Origin of the sequence: Sinisalibacter lacisalsi (genome assembly GCF_014640115.1) — a bacterium.
GTDB lineage: Bacteria > Pseudomonadota > Alphaproteobacteria > Rhodobacterales > Rhodobacteraceae > Sinisalibacter > Sinisalibacter lacisalsi.
Window position 1 is genome coordinate 253,803 of the sequence record NZ_BMGI01000001.1, and the last position, 26,627, is coordinate 280,429.

Genomic DNA, 26,627 nt, shown 5'->3' on the forward strand with positions numbered 1-26,627 from the left:
CTCAAGACGAGGAAAACGCCCGTGCCGCTTGGCGCGGGCGTTTTTCTTTGGCCTGGTTCTTTCGGACCGGCAAAAAATAAGCCCCGCCGGAGGCGGAGCTTACTCCCGGGTCTGGTGACCCGAAAACTTTGCTTCCAGCTCAGAGGAGCCAGATCGCAGCGCCAACGGCCGCCAGGAAGAGCAGCGGCACGATGATGCCGGCCGACGACGACGAAGTCGTGGTCTCGACAACGACGGCGGGCTCGACGATCGGGTCGGCGAGGGTGCCGGCGTGAGCGGCGGTGACGGCGAGAGCGGCAGCAGCCGCGGCAAGCATGACTTTTTTCATCTCAATCTCCAATTGTCCTTCCGACGCGAACGCCGGAACAAGGGTAGTTCTGTACCTCGTGAGCCTAGAAAACCGAACCACGGGATTTTTGCAACTGGATTCGTCCAAAACATGATTGTGGTGTCAGATTAGCAACACCTGCGTCCCGACGCTCGCGAGCGCGAAAAGCTCTTGAATATGCTCATTATATAGGCCGATGCAGCCGTTGGAAGAGCGGCGCCCGATCTTGCGGGTGTCGTGCGTTCCATGGATCCGGTAATAGGTCCAGCTGAGGTAGAGCGCATGGGTTCCAAGCGGGTTGTCGGGCCCCGGCGGGATATAGGTTGGCCATTCCGGGTTGCGCTTCAGCATCGATGGCGTTGGCCGCCAATCCGGCCCTTCGACCTTGCGCACAACGCTTGTCCGCCCCCGGCGCGTCAGCTCCTCCGACATCGGCACCGAGGTCGGGTAGAGCTTGTAGATCGTCTGGTCTTCCGACCAGTAATGCAGAGCGCGCGAGGTGGTATCGACGAGGATGGCCCCCTTGCGCAGGTTCGAGAAGTAGGGCCGCCAATCAAGCGAGCGGAAACTCGAGATGTTGCGGCGCACCACCTCCGAGATATCCCGCTCCATTTCGGTGGAACCGGCATCGGTATTCTGAGCCAGCACGGGCGCTGCCGCGAGGCCGCCGACGGCGGCCGCCGTTGTCTTCAGAAAGTAGCGACGATCGATCGACTTCTTGCCCGAAATGTCCATGTGTCCAATCCTCGATTGCTTGGCACCGCGGCGCGATATATACGTCCGTGGCTCTGCGGTCGCAAATCAAACCGGCGTCAAGTCGCCGGTTTTTGCCAATGACTGGCGGTTGATGTTTTTCGGGCGCTTGGCAGAATACAAGTTCCTTTTGGGATTCTGGTGAACACTATGAAACGCGCTATTCCAGTTATGCTCGGCCTCGTCCTGGTCTTGTCGGCCTGTGAGAGCCCGGCACCCGTGCGAATGGGCCCTGATGGCAAGCCGATGCCGGTGGCCCGGCAGATCCCGTCGTCGGAGACGAACAAGATCACCTACCGCATGGTCGATTCGGTCAATGAACTGCGCGCTGCCGCCGGTTCGGCACCGGTGCAGCTCAATCCGCAGCTCACCGCTGCCGCGGCCACCCATTCGCGAGACATGAGCATCCAGAACCGGCCCTGGCATTTTGGCTCCGACGGATCTTCGCCGATCGACCGGGTGGCGCGCGCCGGCTACCCGGGACAGATGCTCGGCGAGACGATCTCGGAAACCTTCGAGACCGAGCTGGAAACCCTTGCCGCCTGGATGCAGCAAAAGGATACGCGCGACATCATCCTCGACAAGCGCGCGCGCAACATGGGTTTCGCGTGGTATCAGGATGCAAACGGCAAGGTCTGGTGGACCCTCCTCATGGGGTCCTGATCCGCCTCGTTACGGGCGTATCTCGATCGGGGTGCCGATGTTGACCATGGCGTAGATATCTTCGATCTGCCGGTCGGTGACGGCGATGCAGCCGGCCGTCCAGTCTGGTTTGCCTCTCAGACGACGATCCGAGGGGCCGCCGTGGATGAAAATATCGCCGCCAGGGTTCTGCCCCGCTTCCTTCGCCGCGAGCCGTTCATGAACCTCGGGATAAGAGATTCCGAGCGAAAGGTGGAACTCGCTGTTGGGGTTCTTGCGGTCGATGATGTAGCTGCCCTCTGGGGTTTTTCCGTCGCCTTCACGTTCCTTTTGCCCGCTGGGGGCGAAACCGAGGTCGATCGCATAGCTCTCAAGCACCGATTCTCCATTCATCAGATACATCGTGCGCGCGTCCTTGAAGACGAGGATACGCGTGACCTCCGGGCCGTCATAGGTTCTGAACTTCGAGCAGGAGGCCAGACCGAGAAGGCCAATGAGCATCACCGCCTTCAACAACGCACGCATCCGGGACCACCTTTCGCCAATTGGATAGCGCGCTATTACAGGAGATTCCCCTCTCGAGGAAGCGCCTTCATCCGCGCGAGAACCCGGCCACGATCTCGACATGCGTCGACCAGCGGAACTGGTCTACCACCACCAAGCGGTCGAGCCGGAACCCGGCAGCGAGCAGGATCTGCGAATCACGTGCAAAGGTGACGGGGTTGCAGGAGACGGACGCCACCCTGGCAACGCCCGATTTTCCGATCTCGTTCATCTGGGCCTCGGCCCCGGCCCGCGGCGGGTCGATCACGATCGCGTCAAAACGATTCAGTTCGTCGGCCAGAAGTGGGCGTCGAAACAGGTCGCGCGATTCGGTCGTCACCCGTTTGAGCCCCGGAGCCTCGCGCCACCCGGCATCCAGCGCCGCGAGCATCGCCGCTTCGCCCTCGACGGCATGAACCTCCGCCTGCTCGGCGAGCGGCAGCGAAAACGTGCCGCAGCCCGCGAACAGATCGAGCACGCGCTGCCCTGGCAAGACGGCGCGGCACACCTCGCGCAGGAGCGCCGCCTCCCCCTCGACCGTGGCCTGGAGAAAGGCCCCGGGCGGCGGAACCACCCGCGCTTTTCCGAATGCCTGCACCGGGGCAGCCACCAGTGCGACGGGCTCGCCATCCCAGATCAACCGCGCAATCCCGGCCTCGTCCGCGATCCGGGCAAGATCGGAGGCAAGTATCGGATCAAGCGGCTTTCCCCCTGTCACCGAAACATCCGGCCCGGTTTGCGAGAGCGCGATCGCGATGCGTAACGTGCCTTTCCGCGATCCCCCGGCGTCGACCAGCGATTCCAGCGCAGGCATCGCGTTCATCAAGCCGGGGTGGAGCAGCCGGCATTCGGGAATGCGGCTGATCGCGTCAGACTTCGGCGCGTGAAAGCCGATAAGCGGGCCCGCTTTCGTGCGCCGCGCCGACAGCACCGCGCGGCGGCGGGAGAAGGGTGGAGATGTCTCTATTCCAGCGATTTTTGTCTCGATCCCGCGCGCAGACAACGCCGTGCTGACCACATCCGCCTTCCAACCCGCCACGAATTCATCCGATGCGTGTTGGAGCGCACATCCGCCGCAGGCCTTGTAATGCACGCAAGGCGGCCGCACGCGATCGGGGGAAGGCGAAACGATCTTGGGGTTGTCGATTCGCCCGTCCACCTCCGTGCCTTCTATGATCTCACCGGGTAGGGCCCGCGGCACGAACACCGGACCGGGCGCGACGCCGTCTCCCCGATGACCCAGCCTTTCGATCGTCACCTGCATCAGCCGCGTTCCAGAAGTTCTTCACGAGATAGGGAAAAGCCTGAGGCGATCCACCTGTTTTCAAGGTCACGCAACCTCTCGCCGAGCGCCACGCCCTCGAACTCGGGCATGAGATCTTTCGGGGCGACGGGGAAAACGGCACCAGCCCCCCTTTCAAGCCGGGCCTCCAGATCTCCGGGCGGCAGCGTTTCGAACATCGCCGAGGTGAGAAGAACCACGTTGCGGGCTTCTTCTGGGCCAATCCGGTAGGCCAGTTCTTCCGCCCCCGCCAAGGTTCCCCGATGATCCAGAAGCCGATCAAGACGCCGGGAATCGGCTTTCGACAGCCTTAGGCGCTCCATGTGATCTTCGCCACCGAGGCAGGCAAGCCGCCGGATCGGGTTCGGCGCCACGCCCAGGGCCTGTTCGTGATGCACCAGAACGGGCAGCGCGGTGCAGTCGGCACCGGGAAGAACGTGGATCAAAACACCCGCTTGGGCCATCGCGGCCACGGCGGGCGCCGGATCGGGCGCGGACAGGAGCTTTTTCATCTCGCTCCCAACTCTCTCGCGCGAAAGTGTCTCTAATCCGGCTGAATTTACGGAAATCGCGGCCAGAGCCTCGGCATCAAGCCCATGGTTCGGATCACCATACCAGGCGTGGAATCGGAAAAAGCGCAGGATGCGCAGGTAATCTTCGCGAATGCGGGCGTGGGCGTCGTCGATGAACCGAACCCGCCGCGCCTGAAGATCGGGGAGTCCTCCGATCGGGTCTGCGATCACGCCGTCGGGCGCGGCATAAAGCGCGTTCATGGTGAAATCGCGCCGGTGCGCGTCTTCCTCGATGGAACCGGCATAGGCAACAACCGCGCGCCGCCCATCGGTGGCGATATCGCGGCGGAAAGTCGTGACTTCGAAGGGGTGCCCGGCCACCACCACCGTCACCGTGCCGTGATCAAACCCCGTCGGCACCGGGTGAAACCCCGAGTTGCGGGCAAGGCCGGTGATCTGATCGGGCGTTGCATCGGTCGTGATGTCGATATCGGTGATATCGGCACCCAGAAGCGCGTTTCGAACACACCCGCCAACGAACCAAGCCTGATACCCCGCCGTCGTGAGCATGGCGCACACGGCCTGGGGCCCAGCGCCCGAGAGCCAGTCATCGGTGATTCGCTGCGTCATGGCCCAAGCCTTTCCGCCAATGTTCGTAGCATCCAGGCGGTTGCGCCCCAAATGTAATAGGGTCCGTAGGGCACCACGAGAAAACGGCGTTGAACCCCCCGGAAATAGCGTGATTCCACGAAGAAATTGGCACGATTCGCGATGTGATCGAAGGGCACGGTGAAGATCTCGTCCACCTCGCCCACCTCCGCGATCGGTGTGAACGGCTGCCGGACCACGCCCAGAATCGGGGTGACGCTGAATCCGGTGACGGTTTCGTGCGGCGTCATTGTGCCGAGCACGTCCACCGCGCGCCGATCCAGCGCGATCTCTTCCTCGGCCTCACGAAGCGCGGCCGCGACAACGTCGTGATCGGTCGGGTCAACCTTGCCGCCGGGAAACGCGATCTGGCCGGGATGATGCTTCAGCCCCGATGCGCGTTTTGTCAGGATCAGATCCATCCCTCTCGGCGCCGGAGAAAACGCAATCAGAACAGCGGCGGGCCGCAAGGTGCGGTTCCCGGGGCGAAGATCCGGGTTCAGGTCATAGTCCGAGGAAGGCGCGCCCGCACCGACAGCCGCCCGCAAGCGGGCAATCGTCTCAGCGGCGGTCAACCTTGCGCTCCCCGGCCTCGAAACCGAGCTCGTCGGGATCCAGCTCGTAATGTGCCCCGCAAAACTGGCAATCGGCCGTCACGACACCCCGGTCCAACGTCATCGACTCGATGTCTTTTCGCGAATAGATCGAAAGGCTTTCATGCACCCGATCCCGCGAACACGTGCAGCCGAACTGGAGCGGCTGCGGATCGAAAACGCGCGGACCATCTTCGTGGAACAAGCGGACGAGCATCTGCGGCGGCTGAATCGCCGGGCCGATCAACTCGTCTTCGCGAATGGTTTCAAGCAGGATATTGGCGCGCGACCAGTCTTGAAGCTCGTCCTTGTCGGCAAGCAGATCCCGCGCCGCGAGCAGGCCTCCCTCGCCGGTGCCGCCATCTTCGCCCGACCGTGGGGGAATTCCCGGCATCTTCTGAAGCATCACGCCACCCGCGCGCCAGCCGCCGGCCTCTTTTGCGAAGGTCAGGGCAAAGCGGGTCGGCAGCTGTTCCGACTGGGCGAAATAGGTTTGCGCACAATCGGCGAGAGATTGCCCGCCGATCGGCGTGAGGCCGGAGTAGGGCGTCGTGCCCTTGCCCTGGTCGATCAGGATGGCGAAATACCCGCGTCCGATCTGCGGAAACGGGTCTTCCGCCATTTCGAGACGCTCGGCATCATAGCTTGCATAGGCCCGGATGCGGCCCGGGGCGCCCTCGGCTTCGGGCGCGAAATAGTCCGTTGCAACAAGCCGGGCCGGGCCGTCACCCCTGATCTGGAGCGAGAGCTTCCAGCGCAGCTTGATCGCCGGGCCGATCAAGGCGGTCAGAATGGCCGCCTCGGCAACCAACCGCTCGATCGCGGGTGGATAATCATGCTTCGAGAGGATCTCGTCGAGCACACCATCCAGCCGCACCGCGCGGCCGCGGATATCGCTCTTGTCCAGCTGAAAGGGGAGGACGGTATCGTCCCAGGCGATCTTGGATCCAAGGCTCATTTTTCAGATTCCGCGTTGCGTTCAGGCTCGCATACCTCGTCTAATGGGTCTGGGCAACCGAAGCGAAACCATGATCCGGCGACACGGCGATCCAGTTCGACACGACAAGAAATACACGCTGCGGGCGGGGGTATACGCAATTCTCCCGCTCGGCAACGACGTCTTGCTCACCCACCAGGCCCGGCCCGTGCCCGAGTTCCAGCTTCCGGGCGGCGGGATAGACGCTGGCGAAAGCTCGCTGGCCGCGCTGCACCGGGAAGTGTTCGAGGAAACCGGATGGCGTATCGCCGCGCCACGACGGCTCGGGGCATTCCGGCGGTTCACCTTCATGCCCGAATACGACATCTGGGCGGAAAAGCTCTGCCACGTCTACCTCGCCCGCCCGGTTCGCCGGATCATGCCCCCCACCGAACCCGGCCATTCCGCGCTCTGGGCCCCCGCGCCGGTGGCGATCGAGATCATCGGGAATGACGGCGATCGCGCCTTCCTGCGTGACTATTTCAGCCGGTTCTGACCGGTTCCGCGATATTCGATCATGGCGCAGGAGAGATCGTCGGCAAAATCCTTGCCAGTGTGGAATGTATCAAGATCCCAGACCAGGGCTTCGAAAAAGGCATTGGCCGTCAAGTCGGCATTTTTCCTGATCAGGCGGGCAAAACCATCTTCCTCCAGCATTTCCCCGGATGCGCCGGTGCATTCCGTGAAGCCGTCGGAATAGAACAGCAACCGATCGCCCGGCATCAGGTTCAAGCTCCACTGCGCATAGGCCGCGTCTTCGAAAAGACCGATCGGTAATCCGCCGACTCCGTCATATTCAACCGTGCCGTCTGCCCGGAACAGGGCCGGGTTCGGATGGCCGCATTGCACGATATCAACCCGGCCGGACGCGAGATCCAGATAGCCGAAGACGATGGTGAAATAGAGGTCGGACTTCATTTCGTCGAGCATCAGCGCATTGAGAAGCCGCGCCACTTCGGCGGGCGGGCGGGCGTGATATCGCCCGTCTTCACCACGTTCGAGCGCGATATTCTGCTCGGGCGCGCCATCGGAGAGATACCCGGCGAGCCGGGCCGTCATCAGGGCGGAGGCTATGCCATGACCGGACACATCCATCGAGTAGACCGCGACCCTGCCTTCGCCGGCACAGAAGAACCCGACGAGATCGCCGCCGACATGACCGGAAGGCTTGAGCAGCAACGAGATCTCGGCTTCGCGGAAATCCCGGTAACGCTCGCGCACGAGAGATTGCTGCATCTTCCGCGCCTCGACGAGATCGCGATCAACGGCGTCGTAGAGCGCGCTGATCTCATTGAGCGTCGATGTGATCAGGCGGTTCTTGTCCGACAGCTCGCGCTCCATCTTCAGGATGCGGGCGCCGGCCTTGATTCGCGCTCTGAGTTCGACCGAATTGAACGGTTTGTTGAGGAAGTCGTCGGCCCCCTGCTCAAGCCCATGGGCGACAGCACCCTTCTCGTTTTTCGAGGTGAGAAGGATGAAATACACGTAGTTTTCCAGAGGTAGGGCGCGAACGTGGGCGCAAAGTTCCAGCCCGTCCATCCCCGGCATCATCCAGTCGGACAGGATCAGATCAACCGGCTCGGCAGTCAGGCAGTCGAGCGCATCCTGTCCGGACCCGGCCTCGATCACGTCGAAGCCCTGCCTCGAAAGCGAGGCCGACAGCACCCGGCGCTGAGCGCGCGAGTCGTCAACGACCAGCACACGCCGGATGGCACAGTCTCGCCGGTCGTCTTCCACCGAAACAGAATGTAAAAATGATACCGACACACTAACCTGGCTTTGCCCGCGCAGAATCAACCGTCGCCGAGTAAGACCTTGCACTCCTAATTCCAGGTTAATCCGAAAATTCTCTACTCTTTTCTTTTCGGACTAACCCTTCATCAAACAAATCCATCTCACGATGCTCGCAAACCGGAGACTGCGATGATCGACTGGGAACGCGTTCAGGAGCTCAAGGAAGAGATCGGCGAGGAAGACCTTGCCGAGGTGGCCGATCTGTTCATGACCGAGGTCGAGGACGTGATCCACCGCCTGCGTCAGAACCCGACTCCGGCAACATACGAGGCGGATCTTCACTTCCTGAAATCGTCGGCGCTGAACCTCGGGTTCACGCAGCTGGCCAGCCTGTGCCAAAGCGGTGAGCGCATGTCTGCGTCAGGCTTGGCCGATCGCGTCGACTTGACCCCGATTTTCCGGTGCTATGCCGACTCGAAAAAGGCCTTTCGCGCGGTCTAGAGAATGAACTCGCCGATCACGTCGTCGTTGGTCACATCGGTGTAGGTAAAGCCCGTTTCATCGAGCCGCGCAAACAGGCGCGGGAAGTTTTCCGGCGACTTGGTTTCGATGCCGATCAACACGGTCCCGAAGTTGCGCGCCGATTTCTTGAGATACTCGAACCGGGCGATATCATCCTCCGGCCCAAGCATTTCGAGGAAGTCGCGCAAGGCACCCGGCCTCTGCGGCAGGCGCAGCAGGAAGTATTTCTTCAGCCCCGAAAACCGCTGCGCGCGTTCCTTGACCTCGGGAAGCCGTTCGAAATCGAAATTCCCCCCCGATGTGACACAAACCACCGTTTTTCCCCCGATATCATCCGCCAGATCGCCCAACGCATCGACCGACAGCGCGCCGGCAGGTTCCAGCACGATGCCTTCGGTGTTCAGCATCTCGAGGATGGTGACGCAGATCCGGTCTTCGGGCGCGGTGAGCACATCCGTCATCGGCAGATCCACGAGCGCCTCGAAGGTCAGATCGCCAACCCGCGCAACGGCGGCACCGTCGACAAATGTGTCGATCTTCGACAGCGAGATCGGATGACCAACCGCCAGGGCCGCCGTCAGGCTCGCGCCGCCGGCGGGCTCGACATAGCGCAGCGCGGTTTCGGGTGCCGTCTCGGCAAGAAAGCGGCGCATCCCCGCAGCAAGCCCGCCGCCGCCGACCGGCACGATCACAATGTCAGGGGCCTTGCCAAGCTGGTCCATCATCTCGACGGCAACGCTGGCCTGCCCCTCGATCACGTCAACATCGTTGAACGGCGCCAGAAAGTGGCCGCCCGCTTCTGCGCAATAGGCCTGCGCCGCTGAGAGCGTGTCGTCGAAATAGTCGCCGATCAGCCGGATTTCGACACTATCCTTGCCGAAAATGCGAGTCTTGTCGATCTTCTGTTGGGGTGTCGTCACCGGCATGAAGATCACGGCCCGCGCGCCGAAATGCCGGGCTGCAAAGGCCACGCCCTGGGCGTGGTTGCCGGCACTGGCGCAGATAAAAAGCTGCTGCTCCGGATTGGTCGCAAACACTTTGCGCATCGCGTTGAACGCACCGCGGATCTTGTAGCTGCGCACGGGGCTCAGGTCTTCCCGCTTGAGCCAGACGTCGGCGCCAAAGCGGGCCGACAGATGATCGTTGCGCTGCAGCGGCGTGGGCGGGAACAGCTCCCGCATCTTGCGTTCGGCGATGAGCGCCTTGTCTGAAAAACCTGTCATGCCCGCGATACTGCCGATCCGGGCCTTTCGCGCAACCCCGATCGCCCTTGCCGCCCCGCCCGCCAGCCGATAAACCGCCGCGGACAACACATAGACGGAGTTTCTCATGTCCGCGCCGAAGAAAGTCGTCCTCGCCTATTCCGGCGGCCTCGACACCTCGATCATCCTGAAATGGCTGCAAACCGAATACGGCTGCGAGGTGGTGACCTTCACCGCCGATCTCGGCCAGGGCGAGGAACTCGATCCTGCACGAAAAAAGGCGGAACTGCTCGGGATCAAGCCCGAGAACATCTACATCGAAGACTTGCGCGAAGAATTCGTGCGCGATTTCGTCTTCCCGATGTTTCGCGCCAACGCGGTTTACGAGGGGCTCTACCTGCTCGGCACCTCCATCGCCCGCCCGCTGATTTCCAAGCGCCTGATCGAGATCGCGGAGGCCACCGGTGCCGACGCCGTTGCTCACGGCGCGACGGGCAAGGGCAACGATCAGGTGCGCTTCGAGCTTTCGGCCTATGCGCTGAACCCCGATATCAAGGTGATTGCGCCTTGGCGTGAGTGGAACCTGACCAGCCGCACCAGGCTGATCGACTTCGCCGAGCAACACCAGATCCCGATCGCCAAGGACAAACGCGGCGAAGCGCCGTTTTCGGTGGACGCCAACCTTCTGCACACCTCCTCCGAGGGCAAGGTGCTCGAAGATCCCGCCATCGAGGCGCCCGACTACGTTTATCAACGCACGGTTCACCCCGAAGACGCGCCGAACGAACCGGAATACGTCGAGATCGGGTTTGAAAAGGGCGATGCCGTCTCGATCAACGGGCAGGCTATGAGCCCGGCCGAAGTGCTGACAAAGCTCAACGAGCTTGGCGGCAAGCATGGCGTCGGGCGGCTCGATCTCGTCGAAGGCCGCTTCGTGGGCATGAAATCGCGCGGTATCTATGAAACTCCCGGCGGCACGGTTCTGCTCGAAGCACACCGCGGCATCGAATCGATCACGATGGACCGGGGCGCGATGCACCTGAAAGACGAGCTCATGCCGCGTTACGCGGAACTGATCTACAACGGTTTCTGGTTCAGCCCCGAGCGCGAGATGCTTCAGGCCGCGATCGACAAGAGCCAGGAATTCGTCACCGGCACCGTGCGGGTCAAGCTCTACAAGGGCCTCGCGCAAACCGTCGGGCGCTGGTCGGATTACTCGCTCTACTCCGAAGAGCACGTCACCTTCGAAGACGATGCCGGTGCCTACGATCAGAAGGACGCCGCCGGCTTCATCAAGCTCAACGCGCTGCGCCTGCGGCTTCTGGGCATGCGGCGCAGACGGGTGAAGTGATCACCCGCGCCCCCTGATCGCGGGCCTTTTTCCTATGAGGCGGCGTTTCCGCGCGAAGCGCCGCTGCTGACCCAGGGTGGCGGTCAATTGTCTATCCCGTCGAGAAACGCGGTAACCTCAGCCCTGTCGGGAATCGCTTCGGATGTGCCGGGACGCGTAACCTGAAGCGCCGCGGCCGCCGCACCGAGGCGCAGGGCATCCACCGGCGACAGACCCTGGTCGAGCCCCGCGACGACATAGCCGACAAAGCAATCGCCCGCACCGGTCGTATCCAGCGGATCGACCGGAAACGCCGCAACGGTGTGAACCTTGCCGGCTGCATGATCATGCAGGACCGCGCCGGCTGCGCCCCGGGTCACCAGCAGCCGCGCAACCGGCAATTCATCGACGGCAACGCCGACGTCGGCAGAGAGCTGCCCAGCCTCGATCTCGTTGAGCGCCAGAATATCGACAAAAGGCAGCATTGCCCTGGCCGGACCAGCCTCGAAAGGCGCAGCGGAATAGACGACAAACAGACCCTTTTCCTTGGCTTTTTGCGCTGCTTCCCGCGTGAGGTTGGTTTCGTTCTGGAGCAGGAGAAAATCTCCGGGCCGCGCCTTCGCCAAGGCTGTTTCGATCTGCGGCAGCTCGAACGCGCGGTTTGCGCCAGGATAGATGACGATCATGTTTTCACCGGCATTATCGACATGCACGTTGGCATGCCCGGTGGGCACCTCACCCTGGATCACGAACCCCACATCGACGCCCAGCGCCTTCAGACTATCTCGCGCCCATGCACCTTCCGGGCCAATCCGTCCGATGTGCCTCGCCGTCGATCCAGCCTTCGCCACGGCAACCGACTGGTTCGCCCCCTTGCCACCGAGCCCGACGGAAAACCGCGTCGCGGTGAGGGTTTCCCCCGGTCCGGGCAGCCGAGGCACCCGGTAGAACCGGTCCTCGTTGATCGAGCCGAGGTTCCATACGGCCATCAGCCCACCTTGCTGGCCGCGAGAATCGCCATGTTGAGAATGTCGTTCGCGGTGGAACTGGTCGAGCAGATCTGGATCGGCTTTTCAACGCCGGCCAGGATCGGCCCGATCACCGTCGCCCCCGCCAGCTCCTGCATCATCTTCACCGAGATCGACGCCGAATGCCGTGCCGGCATCACGAGGATATTCGCCGGTCCGGTCAGGCGACAGAAGGGGTAGTTTTCCATGACGCTCATGTTCAAGGCGACGTCGACGGTCATCTCCCCCTCGTATTCGAAATCGACTCCGCGCTTGTCGAGGATCTCCGGCGCGATATGCATTTTCTGCGCACGTTCCGAGATCGGGTAGCCGAAGGTCGAAAAACTCACGAAGGCCACGCGCGGTTCCAACCCGAGGCTTCGCGCCACGTCGGCGGCGCGCTCGGCGATGTTGGCGAGATCTTCCTCGTCGGGCCACTCATGCACCAGCGTATCGGCGACGAGTACGATACGGCCCTTGTGAAGGATCGCGGTGATCCCCACCGCGCCATCCTCGGCCTCTGCATCGAACACGTGGTTGATAAGGCTCATCACGTGCGCGGCCTTGCGCGTGGCGCCCGTCACCAATCCGTCGCCATGGCCATGCGCAAGCATCAGAGAGGAAAAGACGTGCCGATCACGTGCGGCGAGACGATGAATGTCGTGCCGGTCAAACCCCTGACGCTGCAAACGCTCGTAGAGGAACGATTTGTAGGTGGAGAGATGCTCGGTATTGGCGGCATTGACGATTTCCAGCTCCGCCGCCGCATCGCCAAGTCCGACCGTTTCGAGTTTCTGTTTCACGTCCGACTCGCGGCCAACCACCAGTGCCTTGCCGAAGCCGTTGCGCTGGTAGGCGACGGCGGCGCGCAGCACGTGCGGATCGTCGCCCTCGGCAAAGATCATCGTTGCCTGAGCTTGGCGAGCGCGGGCGTTCAGAGACCGCAGGATCGACGCCGTCGGATCCATCCGCGCCTTCAGAGTATTGACGTAGCGCTCCATGTCGATGATCGGGCGGCGGGCAACGCCGCTGTCGGACCCGGCCTTCGCCACTGCAGGGGGGATGGTGTAGATCAGCCGCGGGTCGAAGGGCGTGGGGATGATGTAATCGCGCCCGAAAGTGAGCTTCTTGCCGTAGGCCATCGCCACTTCATCGGGAACATCTTCACGGGCGAGCCGGGCCAGCGCCTCGGCGCAGGCGATTTTCATCTCGTCGTTGATCGCGCGGGCGTGGATATCGAGCGCGCCGCGGAAAAGGTAGGGAAACCCGAGCACGTTGTTGACCTGGTTCGGGTAGTCCGACCGGCCGGTGGCCACGATCGCATCGGGCCGGACTTCGTGTGCCTCCTCCGGCGTGATCTCGGGGTCGGGGTTGGCCATGGCGAAGATCACCGGGTTCGGCGCCATTGATTTCACCATGTCCAGCGTCACCGCGCCTTTCACCGAGACGCCGAGAAACACGTCGGCCCCTTCCATCGCTTCCTCGAGCGTGCGCAGATCGGTCTTCACCGCGTGTGCCGACTTCCATTGGTTCATGCCGTCGGTGCGGCCCTGGTAGATCACGCCCTTGGTATCGCAAACAACGCAGTTCTCGTGCCGCCCGCCCATCGCCTTGATCAACTCGATGCAGGCGATCCCAGCCGCGCCTGCGCCGTTGAGCACGATCCTGACGTCTTCGATCTTCTTGCCGGAAAGCTCCAGCGCGTTGATGAGCCCCGCCGCCGTGATCACCGCGGTGCCGTGCTGATCGTCATGGAAGACGGGAATATCCATCATTTCCTTGAGCCGCTGCTCGATCATGAAGCACTCAGGCGCCTTGATATCTTCAAGGTTGATGCCGCCGAACGTCGGCTCCATCAGGCTCACCGCCTTGACGATGTCGTCGACGTCTTCGCTATCAAGCTCGATGTCGATGGCGTTCACGTCGGCGAAGCGCTTGAACAGCACCGCCTTGCCCTCCATCACCGGCTTCGAGGCCAGAGCGCCAAGGTTCCCGAGGCCCAGAACCGCCGTTCCGTTCGACACGACGGCCACGAGGTTGCCCTTGTTGGTGTAATCGTAGGCGGTTTCGGGGTTCTCGTGGATCGCCTCGCAGGGCACGGCCACGCCCGGCGAATAGGCAAGGCTCAGGTCGCGCTGCGTCGTCATCGGCACCGAAGCGGTGATCTCGAACTTTCCTGGCGTCGGCTCGAGATGATAGGACAGCGCCTCTTCGGGAGTGATCTTGGAACGGGACATAACAATTCTTTCCGGCTGGGTATGGCGCCCCTGATAGCCGCCGCGCCGGGGCCTCTCAACTGAATTACGCAGATTCCGCATCGGTCACGCCGCTCTCGGGCGGAAATGTTTGCTCGAAAAGACAGATTTAGCGGGTGATTCCCGCTGTATAGCCCGATAGGTTGCGGCACAAACCGGAGGCTGTTCCTTGACTGACAAGATCCTTCTCACCGGCGGGGCCGGCTACATCGGCTCTCACACCTACGTCGAGCTTGTCGCCGCAGGTTTCGACGTGGTGATCCTCGACAATTTCTCCAATTCAAGCCCCGATGTGATCGACCGCCTGGAAGTTATCACCGGTGCGCCTGTCACCGTCTATACCGGCGATGTTCTCGATTCCGTCGTCTTGGACCGCGTGTTCACCGAGCACAACATCACGGCCGCGATCCATTTCGCCGCGTTGAAGGCCGTGGGCGAAAGCGCCGAGAAGCCCATCGAATACATCCATACGAACGTCTCCGGCCTGCTTACGCTTCTTGCCGCGATGAAGCGCCACGGTGCCTACCGCCTTGTGTTTTCGTCCTCCGCCACCGTCTACGGAGAGCCCGAAACGCTGCCGATCCCCGAAGGCGCGCCGCGCAGCTACACCAACACCTACGGCTTCACCAAGCTGGTCTGCGAGCAGACGCTGGAGCAGGTTGCGGCCTCGGACCCGCGCTGGGCGTTCGGTACGCTGCGCTATTTCAACCCCGCCGGCGCGCATGATACCGGGCTGATCGGCGAAGACCCGAATGACATCCCGAACAACCTGATGCCCTATATCGCCAAGGTGGCGACGGGCGAGTTGGAACGGCTTTCGGTCTTTGGCGACGATTACGACACACCCGATGGCACCGGCGTGCGCGATTACATCCACGTTGTCGACCTTGCCCGCGGCCACGTCCAATCGTTACGCGCGCTGATCGAAACCGGCGAGAGCCACACCGTGAATCTTGGCACCGGCCACGGGTTTTCGGTGCTGGAAATGCTGAAGGCCTACGAAAAGGCGTGCGGGCACGATCTTGCCTACGTCATCGCCCCGCGCCGGGCGGGCGACGTGGCCGCATCCTACGCCGATCCCTCGAAAGCCCGCGAACTTCTCGGGTTCCGGGCCGAACGCGACCTCGACAATATGTGCGCAACCAGTTGGTCTTGGGTATCGCGTCTGAAGAACAGCTGAGGGGCTTTCGCCAAGATCGGCCGATCAATACTCTGTCACAGACCAAACCCTGGGGGCCTTCGTGACTGCCGAACCTGCCGTGACGCCGATGATGGCGCAATATCTGGAGATCAAGGCGCAATACCCCGAGGCGCTCCTGTTCTACCGGATGGGCGATTTCTACGAGATGTTCTTCGACGATGCCAAGGCGGCCGCCGAAGCGCTCGATATCGCGCTGACCAAGCGGGGCAAGCACCTGGGCGAGGATATCCCGATGTGTGGGGTGCCCGTCCATTCCGCCGACGGCTATCTGCTGACCCTCATCCGCAAAGGCTTTCGCGTTGCGGTTTGCGAGCAGATGGAAGATCCGGCAGAGGCCCGGAAACGTGGCTCCAAGTCGGTCGTGAAACGCGATGTCGTGCGGCTCGTCACCCCGGGAACGCTCACCGAAGAGAGCCTGCTCGATGCCCGGCGGCACAACTTTCTCGCCGCCTACAACGAGGTGCGCGGCGAGGCGGCGCTGGCCTGGGTCGATATTTCCACCGGTGCGTTTCGCGTCATTCCATCTTCGGCCACACGTCTTGCGCCTGAGCTTGCCCGCCTCGGGCCCCGCGAACTCGTGGTGAGCGAGGCGAGCGAAGGCGAAGTGGCTCGGCTGGTTTCCGACCTTGGAGTTCCGCTGTCTCCCCTCGGGCGCGCGGCCTTCGATTCCGATGCCGGCGAGAAACGGTTGGAAGAGCTTTTCTCCGTGACCACGCTCGACGCTTTCGGCAGCTTTTCCCGTGCCGAACTTGGGGCGATGGGCGCGATCGTCGAGTATCTCGCGATCACCCAGAAGGGCAGGCTTCCGCTGCTGCGAACCCCGGTCAGGGAAAGCGTTTCGCGCCTGATGCAGATAGACGCGGCAACCCGGCGCAACCTCGAAATCACGCACGCGCTTTCAGGCGGGCGCGAGGGAAGTTTGCTCGCCACGATAGACCGAACCGTGACTTCGGGCGGCGGCCGACTTCTTGAGCGCAGGATTTCCAGCCCCTCCCGCGACCTGGTGGAAATCTCGTCGCGGATCGAGGATATCGGATTTCTCCTTGAAGCGCCGAACTTGCGGGAAGATCTCCGGGCGGCCCTGCGGAAAGCCCCCGATATTGATCGCGCCCTCTCGCGCCTCGCGCTCGAGCGCGGCGGGCCGCGTGACCTTGCGGCAATCCGGGGCGGGCTCGAGGCGGCAAGCGAGATTGCGAAGCTGTGCGCCCCTTTCGAGATTCCGGCTGGCCTTGCCAGCGCCGCCTCGCTTCTTCTCGTCGATCCAAACCTGCTTGACGAGATAGACCACGCGCTCGTGGCAGAGCCCCCTTCGCTGCTGCGCGATGGCGGCTTCATCGCGCCTGGGTTTGATCCCGAACTCGACGAGGCGCGCAAGCTTCGCGACGAGGGGCGGGGCGTTATCGCCAAAATGCAGGCTGACTTTGCGCAGAGAACGGGAATCCAGAGCCTCAAGATCAAGCACAACAATGTTCTGGGCTATTTCATCGAGGTCACCGCGACACATGCGGAAAAGATGTTGTCGCCCCCTCTGAACGAAACCTTCATTCATCGCCAAACCACCGCCAACGCCGTGCGCTTCACCACGGTCGACCTCAGCGAAATGGAAACCAGGATCCTCAACGCGGGCAATCGTGCGCTCGAGATCGAAAAGCGCCTGTTCGAGACATTGCGCGGGCTCATTCTCGAACATGCCACGGCGCTTGGGGATTGTGCCCGGTCGTTGTCGGCCATCGACGTCAGCGCGGCGCTCGCCGAAGTGGCCGGGTCGGAAGGGTGGTCGCGCCCGGTTGTGGAGGAAAGCCGCGCCTTCGAGGTGATCGCGGGGCGGCATCCGGTTGTTGAAAAAGCGCTTCGCACCCAAGGCGGCGGTGCGTTCATCGCCAACGATTGCACCTTGGCGAATGGCTCCGACGGCGCCGACATTTGGCTTCTGACCGGCCCGAACATGGCCGGGAAATCGACGTTTCTTCGGCAGAACGCCCTGATCGCACTTCTGGCTCAGGCGGGCAGCTTCGTTCCGGCCCAATCGGCCCGTATCGGCATTGTCTCTCAGCTCTTTTCCCGCGTCGGGGCGTCAGACGACCTTGCCCGCGGGCGATCGACCTTCATGGTCGAAATGGTCGAGACCGCCGCCATTCTGAACCAGGCCGATGACCGCGCCCTTGTGATCCTCGACGAGATCGGGCGCGGCACCGCCACATGGGATGGCCTTTCCATCGCCTGGGCGACGCTGGAACACCTCCACGAAGTGAACCGGTGCCGCGCCCTGTTCGCCACCCATTACCATGAGCTGACCCAGTTGGCGCAGGAGCTCGACGGGGTCGACAATGCGACCATGGCGGTGAAGGAGTGGGATGGCGACGTGATCTTCCTTCACGAGGTGCGAAAAGGCGCGGCGGATCGGTCCTATGGGGTCCAGGTCGCCAAGCTCGCGGGGCTTCCGCCCTCGGTGGTGGAGCGAGCCCGGGTTGTGCTTGAAGCTCTTGAAAAGGGCGAGCGCGAGGGTGGTGGCCGGCCCAAGGCCCTGATCGACGACTTGCCGCTGTTCTCAGCCGTTGCGGCGAAAGCGCCGACGGAAAACCCCGGCCCGTCCCCGATCACGGAAAAGCTCGCCGGGGTTCACCCCGACGAGCTAACGCCAAAACAGGCGCTTGAGCTGGTGTACGAACTGAAATCGCTCGCCCGCGATTAGCCCGGGTTCGACGAAACCCCGACCTGCGCCGGACGAAGCAGACGATCGTGCAGGAGGAACCCCTCGGCCATCACCTGGATGATCTGGCCGGATTTCGTCTCTGGCACCGGCGCTTCGAACATCGCCTGATGCAGTTGCGGATCGAACGTATCCCCGATTTCCGGCGAGATGCGGGTGATCCCGTGTTTTTCGAAGATGTTGCGGAGCTCGCGCATCGTGAGTTCGACGCCTTCGATCAGGCCGGCCGCCTGCGCGCGCAGATCGTCGTTCACCACGTCGAGCGCGCGTTTCATGTTGTCGTAGACGGGCAGCATGTCGCGCGCCAGTTTCGACCCACCGTATTGCTCGGCCTCGCGCCGGTCACGCTCGCTGCGCTTGCGGGCGTTTTCGGCATCGGCAAGCACGCGGGTGAACCTGTCTCTCAGTTCATCGCGCTCGGCGATCAGGGCTTCCACATCAGGAGTCGCCGTGGCTTCTTCGGAAGCTGATTCCGTCTGGTCGACGGGCTCATCGTCCGAACCGGCCATGATTTCCTCGATCGCCGCCTCAATGTCGGAAAGGTCGTCTTTCTTCTTTGCGTCAGCCATGTTCCTACCTTTTGCCCCGGTCGGAAATCAGCTTTCCAACCAGCTGTGCTGTGTAATCCACGATGGGGACTATGCGCCCATAGTTGAGCCGCGTCGGCCCGATAACGCCCACCGCACCGATGATCTTCCGGTCAGCGTTCATATATGGAGAAACCACCAAAGAGCTAGCCGAAAGTGAAAAAAGCTTGTTCTCCGAACCGATGAAAATCCGGACCCCGTCGCCCTCTTCCGCAAGCTCCAGAAAGCCGGCGATATCTCGTTTTCGTTCCAGATCATCGAACAACGACTTGACCCGATTAACATCGACTTCCGTGGTTCCGGCCCCGATCAGGTTTGCCCGGCCGCGCACGATAAGGCGCTCTTGCCCGCCGCCGTCATCGGTCCAGAGAGCAAGGCCGTTCTGCACGAGCTCCTGTGCGAGCGTATCAAGCTCCTGGCGACGCACCGATATCTCGTTTTCGATCACCTGGCGAAGCTCGCCGATGGTCTTGCCGCCGGCAAAGGAATTCAGGAAGTTCGCCGCCTCCCGCATAGACGCGGGCGTTTGCCCGGGAGGCGGCGAGAAGAGGCGGTTTTCCACGTGCCCGTCGGAAAACACGATCACGGCGAGCGCCTTGTCATCGTTGAGCGAAACAAACTCGATGTGAGATATCGGCGCTTCTTGCTGCTTTGGCGTCAAGACGAGGCTCGCGCCCGCGGTGATGCCGGAAAGCGCGGCGCCGACGCGGTCCATCAAGGTGGCCACGTCGGCACTGTTCGATTGCACGGTCTCGTCGATCTTGGCCCGGTCGTCGTTTGAAAGATCACTGACTTCGAGGAACCCGTCGACGAACATCCTCAGGCCGGTTTGCGTCGGAACACGGCCAGCCGAAACGTGCGGGCTGTCAAGAAGCCCCATTAATTCAAGGTCTTGCATAACATTGCGCACCGTTGCGGCCGAGACTTTCTCGGTCAGGGACCGCGTCAGCGACCGCGAGCCCACCGGCTCGCCGGTTTCGAGATACGCCTCTACAAGGCGGCGAAACACTTCGCGCGAGCGTTCGTTGAGTTCTTCAAGTTGGGGGCTTTGCGCCATCTGCCACTGCTCCGCCTGTATCAGGCTTGCGTTTTTCGGGGCGCCGTGAGACTCCAACCACAAACCGAGAGGAAGGATATCTCATGCGCCCATCTGGTCGGAAGATAGATGAAATGCGTCCGATTTCAATTGATACAGACGTCACGAAACACGCAGAGGGATCTTGCCTGATCAAGGCGGGCGATACCCAGGTGCTTTGCACGGCCTCGATCGAAGAACGCGTGCCGCCTTTCATGCGGAATTCCGGTCAAGGCTGGGTGACGGCCGAGTACGGCATGCTTCCGCGTTCCACCAATACCCGGATGCGCAGGGAAGCTGCGGTTGGAAAACAGGGCGGCCGGACCGTCGAGATCCAGCGCCTGATCGGGCGCTCGCTGCGTGCCGGGGTTGATCGCCAGGCACTGGGTGAACGCCAGATCATCGTTGATTGTGACGTGATCCAGGCGGATGGCGGCACCCGCTGCGCCTCGATCACCGGCGGCTGGGTGGCGCTCCGTCTTGCCGTGAACAAGCTGATCAAGGCGGGCGATATCACGACCGATCCGCTCGGCGATCCCGTCGCCGCCGTTTCCTGTGGGATCTATGCCGGGCAGACCGTGCTTGACCTGGATTATCCGGAAGATAGCGAGGCCGGCGTCGATGGCAATTTCGTGATGACGGGGTCGGGGCGCCTGATCGAGGTTCAGATGTCGGCCGAGGGTGCGACTTTCACCCACGAGCAGATGTCTCGGCTGATGGAACTGGCCGACAAGGGCATCGGCGAGCTCGCCGAAGCACAGAAAGCGGCGGTTGCATGACGCGGAAATTCACCGGGAACAAACTGGTGATTGCCTCCCACAACGCGGGCAAGATCCGTGAAATCGGGCCTCTTTTGGAGCCCTTCGGGGTCGAGGTTGTTTCTGCCGGTGAACTCGGGCTCGAAGAGCCGGAGGAAACCGAAGATACCTTCGCCGGCAACGCCCGGATCAAGGCGCATTTCGCGGCCCGCGCATCGGGATTTCCGGCGCTGTCCGATGATAGCGGCATCATGGTTGATGCGCTTGACGGCGCTCCCAGCGTCTATACCGCCGACTGGGCCGAAACGCCGCAGGGCCGTGATTTTCCGATGGCGATGGCAAAGGTCTGGGCGCTGCTGGAAGAAGGTCAGGCACCGGAACCCAGAAAGGCGCATTTCAATGCCACCCTTTGCCTGGCCTGGCCGGATGGTCACGACGAGGTATTCGAAGGTCAGGTTCATGGCCGGATCGTCTGGCCGATGCGCGGCGAGAACGGCTTTGGATTCGATCCGGTGTTTCTCCCCGATGGGAAAGACCAGACCTTCGGGGAAATGGACCCAGCCGAAAAGCACGCCATGAGCCATCGGGCAGTCGCTTTCGCGAAGCTCATCGAGGGCTGTTTTGCTTGAGGATTGGCGGCTTGGAGGCTTCGGTCTCTACATTCATTGGCCGTTCTGCGAGTCCAAGTGCCCCTACTGCGATTTCAATAGTCATGTGTCCCGCAGCATCAATCAGGAAGCTTGGCGAAACGCTTTCCTGACGGCGCTTGAACACTACGCGCGGGAAACGCCGGATCGGGTGCTCAATAGTGTCTATTTCGGCGGAGGAACGCCTTCCTTGATGGACGCGAATGTGGTGGGATCGGTGCTGGAGGCCCTGCCGGGGCATTGGGCGCTCGCCAATGATCTGGAGATCACGCTCGAGGCCAACCCATCTTCGGTCGAGGCCGCCCGGTTCGATGAATACAGGTCCATCGGGGTCAACCGGATTTCCCTCGGCATACAGGCTTTGAACGATCCCGATCTGAAGCGATTGGGGCGGCTCCATACGGCTTCCGCTGCTCTGAATGCGCTCGAGATCGCCCGATCGAGCTTCGAAAGGGTCAATTTCGATCTGATCTATGCCCGTCAGGATCAATCTCTGGAGGCGTGGCGCGAAGAATTGCAGCGCGCGCTTTCCTTCGCGCCAACCCATCTTTCGCTTTACCAGTTGACCATCGAACAGGGCACGGCCTTCGGTGACCTGTTCGACCGTGGAAAGCTCCCGGGGCTACCGGAAGAAGACCTCGCCGCCGATATGTATGACGCAACACAGGAACTTTGCGAGGCCGCCGGCCTTCCAGCCTACGAAGTCTCTAACCATGCCAGACTCGGCCAGGAATCCCGGCACAATCTGACCTATTGGCGTGGTGGTGACTACGTCGGGATTGGCCCAGGGGCACATGGTCGGGTAACGGTGGGGGGGCATCGATATGCGACCGTGGGCACCCCGTCGCCGAATGACTGGCTGAAGGAGGTGGCGAGCGGCGCATCCGGCGAAATGCAAAGGGATCGCCTCTCGCCCGAGGATCACCTCGGAGAATATCTGATGATGGGCCTTCGCACCAACGAAGGCGTTGATCTGGCCCGCATCGAAAACATATCCCGGAAACCTATTAAACATAATAAAATCAAAGACTTGATAGATATCGGCATGTTGGAAATGTCGTCCGGCACTCTGCGCGTCACACGGCGTGGCCGCGCGGTTTTGAACTCGGTTACGACTGCGCTGCTGCCTGACTGATCACCCGCCGAGTTTCCGGCAAACGTCGTCGAGATCATCGAGGCTTGCGTATTCGATCGTGAGCTTGCCCGCTTCTTGCCCGGGCTTATGATCAATGATCACCTTCATTCCCATCGCCGCGGAGAGATCCTTTTCCAAGGCGACCGTATCGGCATCCTTGGATTGGGGCGCGCGCTTTTTCGGCTCTTTTTCACCCGTTTTCTTCGATTTCAGCAACTTCTCGGTCTCTCGCACCGACAGCCCCTTGGCAACGATCTGGCGCGCGAGGCTTGACGGGTCGTCCGCCGCAACCAGCGCCCTGGCGTGGCCCGCGGTGATCTGTCCCTCTTTCAGAAAGGTCTGCACATCAACGGGCAGGTTCAGAAGCCTGAGAATGTTCGCGATATGTGACCGGCTCTTGCCAAGTGCAGCTGCGAGCTTTTCCTGCGTATGCCCAAAACGCTCCATCAGTTCGCGGTAACCGGCCGCTTCCTCGATCGCGTTGAGATCAGACCTCTGGATGTTCTCGATAATCGCAACTTCGAGCGCCTCGGTGTCGGAGTAATCGCGGATCAGGGCCGGTACCTCGTGCAATCTCGCCATCTGCGCCGCGCGCCAGCGTCGCTCACCGGCTACGATCTCGTAAGTATCTTCCCGCTTCGGGTTTGGCCGAAGGATCAGCGGCTGGATCACGCCCTTTTCCCTGATCGAGGCTGCCAGATCATCGAGATCGGCTGGCGTGAAAGTTCGCCGCGGCTGATCCGGGTTCGGCTCGATCTGATCGATCGGGACCATCTGGTCGGCGCGGCGCACAACCGGCGCTCCCTCTTCGTCGGTTGCCGAATCCGAAGCGACATCCGCCATCAGGGCCGACAGCCCCCGGCCCAAACCACGTGTGGGTTTCTTCGTCACGATGCTCTCCTCAGTTTCGTGCCATCAGTTCACGCGCCAGGTCCAGATAGGCCACGCTGCCCTTCGATGCCGGATCGTAGCTCAAGACCGGCATCGCGAAAGACGGCGCCTCGCTAACCCTGACATTCCGGGGAATAACCGTGGTAAACACCAATTCCCCCAGATTTTCACGCGCATCCGCCTCAACCTGCTTTGAGAGGTTGTTGCGGCTGTCATACATCGTCAGCGCCACGCCTTCGATGCGCAAAGCCTTGTTCGCGGTTTGCCGCACCTCGCGAATGGTCAGCATGAGCTGGGAAAGGCCTTCGAGCGCGAAAAACTCGCTTTGGAGCGGCACCAGAACGGAATGCGCGGCCACCATCGCGTTCACCGTCAACAGGTTCAACGACGGCGGGCAATCGATCAGGATGTAATCGAGGCCGAGATCGGCGACGGCGGGAGCCCGGAGCGAATCATGAAGCAGGAAAATCCGCTTCTCGTTCGAAACCAGCTCGATATCCGCGGAGGAAAGATCCGTGCTGGCCGGGGCGATAAGAAGGTTTTCAACGGCGGTTTTCTGCACGACATCCTGCAGCGGAACCTCTTCCAGAAGAAGATCATAGGTTGAAAGTCCATCCCTGCCCTTCTGCACGCCAAGGCCGGTGGACGCATTGCCCTGGGGGTCGATATCAACGAGCAACACGGTTTTGTTCTGGCTAGCCAGCGCCGCACCGAGGTTGATTGCCGTCGTGGTCTTGCCCACGCCGCCTTTCTGGTTGGTGATCGCGATGATCTTTGGCCCAGTTGGACGAATTGGGTCAGACACGGCGGATATCTCCGATTTTCAGAATGGTGGCGCCCGAATTGGTTTCGCTCGGATATGTATCCAACCGGAAATCCCAGCTTGCAAGGGCCTCGTCCACTTCTTTTTGGTAAGAAGCGCCTTTGAGGAAGATCGCCCTCCCATCGGGGCCGAGGTGGCGTTTCGCGTAATCCAGAAGCACGGTCAGCGAGGCGAGCGCGCGCGCCATGACGACGTTTGCATCCAGCGGCGCAACGTCTTCGATCCGCTTGGCGTGAACCGTCGCGGAAAGCCCGGTTTCGCGGATCACCGTATTGAGAAACGCGGCTTTTCGCTGATCGCTTTCAATGCAATGCATGTGGAACTGAGGCATTTTCTCTTTCGCAAGAATCGCGATGACGAGCCCAGGGAACCCACCCCCTGCACCCATATCCACGCATGTTACCTCCTGCGGACCGAGCAGCCCGAAGATTTGGGCGGAATCCTGGAAATGACGCGTCCACAAATCGGGCAGAGTGGACTTTCCAACCATGTTGATGGCTGGATTCCATTTGGCCAGGAGCTGTGCATAGATTTCAAGCCGTTGGGTTGTTTCACGTGAAACATCGGCAAGGGCGTTACGTCCTTTCGCCGGGCTCATGCCGACTTAGCTCGTTCGCGTTGGCGCAGCCTGGCGAGAATCAATGTCAGCGCCGCAGGCGTGATGCCCTCGATCCGCGCCGCTTGCGCGATGCTCTCCGGGCGCGCCTGCATGAGCTTCGCCTTTAGTTCGTTGGTCAGGCCGTTGAGCGCGTCATAATCGAAATCCGGCGGGATTTCTTGCGCTTCGTCCCTTTTCAGGCCTTCGACTTCACGGTTTTGACGGTCGATATAATTCGCATAGAGCGCGTCCTTTTCGATCTGCCGAGAGATCACTTCCGGGATATCCGCCAGGCTTTCCTCCGCCGCGGCGATCTTGGCCACGTTCACTCCCGGCAAGGAAAGAAGCTGAAACCCGGTGCGGCGCGCCCCATCGCCACTCACCTCGGCGCCCAGCGCCCGCACCTGCTTTGGCGTGAAGGTGAGTTTTTCCAGCATCGCCTTTCCGGAACTCAGAGCTTCCATCTTCTCCATGAACGCAATCTTCCGGGTCTCGGAGATTGCGCCGAGATCCATCGCGATCGGGGTAAGGCGCTGATCGGCATTATCCGCTCGCAGCGAAAGCCGGAACTCCGCGCGCGACGTGAACATGCGGTAAGGCTCCGTAACACCGCGAGTAATCAGGTCGTCGATCATCACCCCCAGGTAAGAATTCGTCCTGCTGAAATGAATCGGCGCCCTGCCCAGGGCGTGCAACGCGGCGTTCAGCCCGGCCACCACGCCTTGCGCGGCGGCTTCTTCGTACCCGGTCGTCCCGTTGATCTGCCCGGCAAGGTAGAGGCCGGGAACGGCCTTCACCTGCAGCGTTTGCAGCAGCGCACGCGGGTCAACGTAATCATACTCGATGGCGTAGCCTGGTTGCAGGATGCGGACATTCTCAAGGCCCTTGATCGACCTGACGTATTCCTCCTGCACATCCTCCGGAAGTGATGTCGAGATCCCGTTTGGGTAGACGGTGCTGTCCTCAAGGCCTTCCGGTTCAAGAAACACCTGGTGCGACGGTTTTTCGGAGAAGCGAACAACCTTGTCTTCGATCGAGGGGCAATACCGGGGGCCAACCCCGTCGATATGGCCGCCATACATCGCCGATTTCTCGAGGTTCTTCTCGATGATTTCGTGCGTCCGCTCATTTGTGTGCGTGATCCCGCACGAAACCTGGCGGGCCACAGGGGTCCGGCTCAGAAATGAGAACATCTCCGGTTGCTCGTCACCGGGCTGCAGGTCGAGCACATCCCAGTTGATAGATTTTCCGTCGAGCCGGGGCGGCGTGCCGGTTTTAAGGCGGCCGAGGGGCAGCCCGAAGGCATCGATCTGTTCCGCCAGGCGAATCGACGGGCGATCTCCCATCCGGCCGCCGGCATGCCGTTTATCGCCGATATGAACGACGCCGCGCAGGAAAGTTCCGGTGGTCAGGATAACCGCGCGAGCCTGCAGGTCGGTGCCGTCCGCCAGCCTTACGCCATCGACCGTGTCGCCGGACATCAGCAGTTCCACCACCTCGCCCTCGATGAGATCCAGCAGATTTGCCGCCGTGATCTCTTCGGTCATCGCGGCACGATAAAGCCGGCGATCCGCCTGCGCCCTCGGTCCTTGCACCGCTGGCCCCTTGCTGCGGTTCAACAGTCGAAACTGGATCCCCGCGCAATCGGCTACGCGGCCCATGACGCCGTCGAGCGCGTCGATCTCGCGGACGAGATGGCCCTTCCCAAGTCCACCAATCGCGGGGTTGCACGACATCACGCCAAGATCGGACGCGCGGAGCGTGACCAGGGCGGTTCGCGCGCCCAACCTTGTGGCAGCCAGCGCGGCATCCGCGCCGGCATGGCCGCCGCCAATTACCACGACATCGAAGTTTGAATGTTTCACGTGAAACACT

At 61.8% G+C, this 26,627-nt stretch carries 26 protein-coding genes; 9 read left to right on the forward strand and 17 right to left on the reverse strand.

Going from position 1 to position 26,627, the window contains the following annotated elements:
- Positions 1-139 precede the first annotated feature (139 nt).
- Both IEW01_RS01140 and IEW01_RS01145 read right to left on the reverse strand, forming a co-directional pair.
- Positions 140-328, reverse strand: coding sequence for a hypothetical protein (locus IEW01_RS01140; RefSeq protein ID WP_188525766.1), 189 nt, complete (start codon positions 326-328; stop codon positions 140-142).
- Positions 329-451: 123 nt separating this feature from the next.
- Positions 452-1,063: a L,D-transpeptidase gene (locus tag IEW01_RS01145; RefSeq protein WP_188525767.1), complete on the reverse strand. Its 612-nt coding sequence runs from the start codon at positions 1,061-1,063 to the stop codon at positions 452-454.
- A gap of 168 nt (positions 1,064-1,231) precedes the next feature.
- On the opposite strand from IEW01_RS01145, the gene dalA reads away from it, so the two are divergent.
- Complete coding sequence (gene dalA / locus IEW01_RS01150; RefSeq protein WP_188525768.1) at positions 1,232-1,744, forward strand: divisome-associated lipoprotein DalA; 513 nt, start codon at positions 1,232-1,234, stop codon at positions 1,742-1,744.
- 9 nt (positions 1,745-1,753) lie between these two features.
- On the opposite strand, the gene IEW01_RS01155 is transcribed toward dalA, so the two are convergent.
- The 5 genes from IEW01_RS01155 to hslO all read right to left on the reverse strand — a co-directional run bounded on the left by IEW01_RS01155 (position 1,754) and on the right by hslO (position 6,259).
- Positions 1,754-2,248: a L,D-transpeptidase family protein gene (locus tag IEW01_RS01155; protein ID WP_188525769.1), complete on the reverse strand. Its 495-nt coding sequence runs from the start codon at positions 2,246-2,248 to the stop codon at positions 1,754-1,756.
- Positions 2,249-2,315: 67 nt separating this feature from the next.
- Positions 2,316-3,530: a class I SAM-dependent RNA methyltransferase gene (locus IEW01_RS01160; RefSeq protein ID WP_188525770.1), complete on the reverse strand. Its 1,215-nt coding sequence runs from the start codon at positions 3,528-3,530 to the stop codon at positions 2,316-2,318.
- Entirely contained in the window at positions 3,530-4,690 is a 1,161-nt protein-coding gene (locus IEW01_RS01165) for a CCA tRNA nucleotidyltransferase (RefSeq protein ID WP_188525771.1), read from the reverse strand. Before IEW01_RS01165 ends, IEW01_RS01160 begins: the two co-directional genes overlap by 1 nt.
- Positions 4,687-5,283, reverse strand: a complete 597-nt coding sequence (locus tag IEW01_RS01170) for a CoA pyrophosphatase (RefSeq protein WP_188525772.1) — start codon at positions 5,281-5,283, stop codon at positions 4,687-4,689. The genes IEW01_RS01165 and IEW01_RS01170 overlap by 4 nt, the downstream gene beginning before the upstream one ends.
- Positions 5,270-6,259 carry an Hsp33 family molecular chaperone HslO gene (gene hslO / locus IEW01_RS01175; RefSeq protein WP_188525773.1) on the reverse strand — a complete coding sequence of 330 codons (990 nt, stop codon included), beginning with the start codon at positions 6,257-6,259 and terminating at the stop codon, positions 5,270-5,272. Before hslO ends, IEW01_RS01170 begins: the two co-directional genes overlap by 14 nt.
- Positions 6,260-6,329: 70 nt before the next feature.
- Between hslO and IEW01_RS01180 the strand changes: the two genes are divergently transcribed.
- Positions 6,330-6,773 (forward strand): NUDIX domain-containing protein, encoded by a 444-nt coding sequence (locus tag IEW01_RS01180; RefSeq protein ID WP_188525774.1) that lies wholly within the window; start codon positions 6,330-6,332, stop codon positions 6,771-6,773.
- Here the strand turns inward: IEW01_RS01180 and IEW01_RS01185 are convergent.
- Positions 6,755-8,074: a PP2C family protein-serine/threonine phosphatase gene (locus IEW01_RS01185; protein ID WP_229737996.1), complete on the reverse strand. Its 1,320-nt coding sequence runs from the start codon at positions 8,072-8,074 to the stop codon at positions 6,755-6,757. The genes IEW01_RS01180 and IEW01_RS01185 overlap by 19 nt on opposite strands.
- A 126-nt stretch (positions 8,075-8,200) precedes the next feature.
- Between IEW01_RS01185 and IEW01_RS01190 the strand changes: the two genes are divergently transcribed.
- The gene (locus tag IEW01_RS01190; RefSeq protein WP_188525775.1) at positions 8,201-8,512 is read left to right on the forward strand and encodes an Hpt domain-containing protein; all 312 of its coding nucleotides are present in this window, start codon (positions 8,201-8,203) and stop codon (positions 8,510-8,512) included.
- Here IEW01_RS01190 and ilvA read toward each other — a convergent pair.
- Complete coding sequence (gene ilvA, locus IEW01_RS01195) at positions 8,509-9,756, reverse strand: threonine ammonia-lyase IlvA (protein ID WP_188525776.1); 1,248 nt, start codon at positions 9,754-9,756, stop codon at positions 8,509-8,511. The two genes, IEW01_RS01190 and ilvA, sit on opposite strands and share 4 nt — an antisense overlap.
- Before the next feature lie 106 nt (positions 9,757-9,862).
- Here ilvA and IEW01_RS01200 point away from each other — a divergent pair, with 106 nt between their 5' ends.
- On the forward strand, positions 9,863-11,086 hold the full coding sequence (locus IEW01_RS01200; protein ID WP_188525777.1) for an argininosuccinate synthase: 1,224 nt from the start codon (positions 9,863-9,865) through the stop codon (positions 11,084-11,086).
- An 83-nt stretch (positions 11,087-11,169) separates the two neighbouring features.
- Here IEW01_RS01200 and IEW01_RS01205 read toward each other — a convergent pair whose 3' ends face one another.
- Together IEW01_RS01205 and IEW01_RS01210 are read right to left on the reverse strand one after the other, a co-directional pair.
- On the reverse strand, positions 11,170-12,054 hold the full coding sequence (locus IEW01_RS01205; protein WP_188525778.1) for a ribokinase: 885 nt from the start codon (positions 12,052-12,054) through the stop codon (positions 11,170-11,172).
- Positions 12,054-14,309, reverse strand: a complete 2,256-nt coding sequence (locus IEW01_RS01210) for an NADP-dependent malic enzyme (protein ID WP_188525779.1) — start codon at positions 14,307-14,309, stop codon at positions 12,054-12,056. The genes IEW01_RS01205 and IEW01_RS01210 overlap by 1 nt, the downstream gene beginning before the upstream one ends.
- Positions 14,310-14,496: 187 nt before the next feature.
- Between IEW01_RS01210 and galE the strand changes: the two genes are divergently transcribed.
- Both galE and mutS read left to right on the forward strand, forming a co-directional pair.
- The gene (gene galE, locus IEW01_RS01215; protein ID WP_188525780.1) at positions 14,497-15,507 is read left to right on the forward strand and encodes a UDP-glucose 4-epimerase GalE; all 1,011 of its coding nucleotides are present in this window, start codon (positions 14,497-14,499) and stop codon (positions 15,505-15,507) included.
- 88 nt (positions 15,508-15,595) lie between these two features.
- Positions 15,596-18,220, forward strand: coding sequence for a DNA mismatch repair protein MutS (gene mutS, locus IEW01_RS01220; protein WP_188526638.1), 2,625 nt, complete (start codon positions 15,596-15,598; stop codon positions 18,218-18,220).
- Here mutS and IEW01_RS01225 read toward each other — a convergent pair.
- Both IEW01_RS01225 and hrcA read right to left on the reverse strand, forming a co-directional pair.
- Positions 18,217-18,807, reverse strand: coding sequence for a nucleotide exchange factor GrpE (locus IEW01_RS01225; protein ID WP_188525781.1), 591 nt, complete (start codon positions 18,805-18,807; stop codon positions 18,217-18,219). The two genes, mutS and IEW01_RS01225, sit on opposite strands and share 4 nt — an antisense overlap.
- A gap of 4 nt (positions 18,808-18,811) precedes the next feature.
- Positions 18,812-19,882, reverse strand: coding sequence for a heat-inducible transcriptional repressor HrcA (gene hrcA / locus IEW01_RS01230; protein WP_188525782.1), 1,071 nt, complete (start codon positions 19,880-19,882; stop codon positions 18,812-18,814).
- 83 nt (positions 19,883-19,965) lie between these two features.
- Here hrcA and rph point away from each other — a divergent pair, with 83 nt between their 5' ends.
- From rph to hemW, 3 genes are read left to right on the forward strand one after another with little or no spacing between them, the layout of a single operon-like run.
- A complete protein-coding gene (rph, locus tag IEW01_RS01235) occupies positions 19,966-20,679 on the forward strand; it encodes a ribonuclease PH (RefSeq protein WP_188526639.1) in 714 nt (237 codons plus the stop codon).
- Positions 20,676-21,287, forward strand: coding sequence for an RdgB/HAM1 family non-canonical purine NTP pyrophosphatase (rdgB, locus tag IEW01_RS01240; RefSeq protein ID WP_188525783.1), 612 nt, complete (start codon positions 20,676-20,678; stop codon positions 21,285-21,287). Before rph ends, rdgB begins: the two co-directional genes overlap by 4 nt.
- A complete protein-coding gene (gene hemW / locus IEW01_RS01245; RefSeq protein ID WP_188525784.1) occupies positions 21,280-22,440 on the forward strand; it encodes a radical SAM family heme chaperone HemW in 1,161 nt (386 codons plus the stop codon). The genes rdgB and hemW overlap by 8 nt, the downstream gene beginning before the upstream one ends.
- Here hemW and IEW01_RS01250 read toward each other — a convergent pair whose 3' ends face one another.
- The 4 genes from IEW01_RS01250 to mnmG are packed head-to-tail and all read right to left on the reverse strand — an operon-like array spanning position 22,441 to position 26,626.
- Positions 22,441-23,334: a ParB/RepB/Spo0J family partition protein gene (locus IEW01_RS01250; protein WP_438810814.1), complete on the reverse strand. Its 894-nt coding sequence runs from the start codon at positions 23,332-23,334 to the stop codon at positions 22,441-22,443.
- A gap of 7 nt (positions 23,335-23,341) precedes the next feature.
- On the reverse strand, positions 23,342-24,136 hold the full coding sequence (locus IEW01_RS01255; protein ID WP_188525785.1) for a ParA family protein: 795 nt from the start codon (positions 24,134-24,136) through the stop codon (positions 23,342-23,344).
- Entirely contained in the window at positions 24,129-24,752 is a 624-nt protein-coding gene (gene rsmG / locus IEW01_RS01260) for a 16S rRNA (guanine(527)-N(7))-methyltransferase RsmG (RefSeq protein WP_188525786.1), read from the reverse strand. The genes IEW01_RS01255 and rsmG overlap by 8 nt, the downstream gene beginning before the upstream one ends.
- Positions 24,749-26,626, reverse strand: a complete 1,878-nt coding sequence (mnmG, locus tag IEW01_RS01265) for a tRNA uridine-5-carboxymethylaminomethyl(34) synthesis enzyme MnmG (RefSeq protein ID WP_188525787.1) — start codon at positions 26,624-26,626, stop codon at positions 24,749-24,751. Before mnmG ends, rsmG begins: the two co-directional genes overlap by 4 nt.
- Position 26,627 lies beyond the last annotated feature (1 nt).

What these genes read in the sequence shown, in the direction of transcription:
- ilvA (WP_188525776.1), bottom strand. Translation starts at nt 9,756, where the DNA reads ATGACAGGTTTTTCAGACAAGGCGCTCATCGCCGAACGCAAGATGCGG.
- IEW01_RS01140 (WP_188525766.1), bottom strand. Translation starts at nt 328, where the DNA reads ATGAAAAAAGTCATGCTTGCCGCGGCTGCTGCCGCTCTCGCCGTCACC.
- IEW01_RS01180 (WP_188525774.1), top strand. Translation starts at nt 6,330, where the DNA reads ATGATCCGGCGACACGGCGATCCAGTTCGACACGACAAGAAATACACG.
- IEW01_RS01165 (WP_188525771.1), bottom strand. Translation starts at nt 4,690, where the DNA reads ATGACGCAGCGAATCACCGATGACTGGCTCTCGGGCGCTGGGCCCCAG.
- hrcA (WP_188525782.1), bottom strand. Translation starts at nt 19,882, where the DNA reads ATGGCGCAAAGCCCCCAACTTGAAGAACTCAACGAACGCTCGCGCGAA.
- IEW01_RS01205 (WP_188525778.1), bottom strand. Translation starts at nt 12,054, where the DNA reads ATGGCCGTATGGAACCTCGGCTCGATCAACGAGGACCGGTTCTACCGG.
- IEW01_RS01225 (WP_188525781.1), bottom strand. Translation starts at nt 18,807, where the DNA reads ATGGCTGACGCAAAGAAGAAAGACGACCTTTCCGACATTGAGGCGGCG.
- IEW01_RS01155 (WP_188525769.1), bottom strand. Translation starts at nt 2,248, where the DNA reads ATGCGTGCGTTGTTGAAGGCGGTGATGCTCATTGGCCTTCTCGGTCTG.
- IEW01_RS01200 (WP_188525777.1), top strand. Translation starts at nt 9,863, where the DNA reads ATGTCCGCGCCGAAGAAAGTCGTCCTCGCCTATTCCGGCGGCCTCGAC.
- IEW01_RS01190 (WP_188525775.1), top strand. Translation starts at nt 8,201, where the DNA reads ATGATCGACTGGGAACGCGTTCAGGAGCTCAAGGAAGAGATCGGCGAG.
- dalA (WP_188525768.1), top strand. Translation starts at nt 1,232, where the DNA reads ATGAAACGCGCTATTCCAGTTATGCTCGGCCTCGTCCTGGTCTTGTCG.
- hslO (WP_188525773.1), bottom strand. Translation starts at nt 6,259, where the DNA reads ATGAGCCTTGGATCCAAGATCGCCTGGGACGATACCGTCCTCCCCTTT.
- IEW01_RS01145 (WP_188525767.1), bottom strand. Translation starts at nt 1,063, where the DNA reads ATGGACATTTCGGGCAAGAAGTCGATCGATCGTCGCTACTTTCTGAAG.
- rdgB (WP_188525783.1), top strand. Translation starts at nt 20,676, where the DNA reads ATGACGCGGAAATTCACCGGGAACAAACTGGTGATTGCCTCCCACAAC.
- rsmG (WP_188525786.1), bottom strand. Translation starts at nt 24,752, where the DNA reads ATGAGCCCGGCGAAAGGACGTAACGCCCTTGCCGATGTTTCACGTGAA.
- rph (WP_188526639.1), top strand. Translation starts at nt 19,966, where the DNA reads ATGCGCCCATCTGGTCGGAAGATAGATGAAATGCGTCCGATTTCAATT.
- IEW01_RS01210 (WP_188525779.1), bottom strand. Translation starts at nt 14,309, where the DNA reads ATGTCCCGTTCCAAGATCACTCCCGAAGAGGCGCTGTCCTATCATCTC.
- IEW01_RS01160 (WP_188525770.1), bottom strand. Translation starts at nt 3,530, where the DNA reads ATGCAGGTGACGATCGAAAGGCTGGGTCATCGGGGAGACGGCGTCGCG.
- mutS (WP_188526638.1), top strand. Translation starts at nt 15,596, where the DNA reads ATGATGGCGCAATATCTGGAGATCAAGGCGCAATACCCCGAGGCGCTC.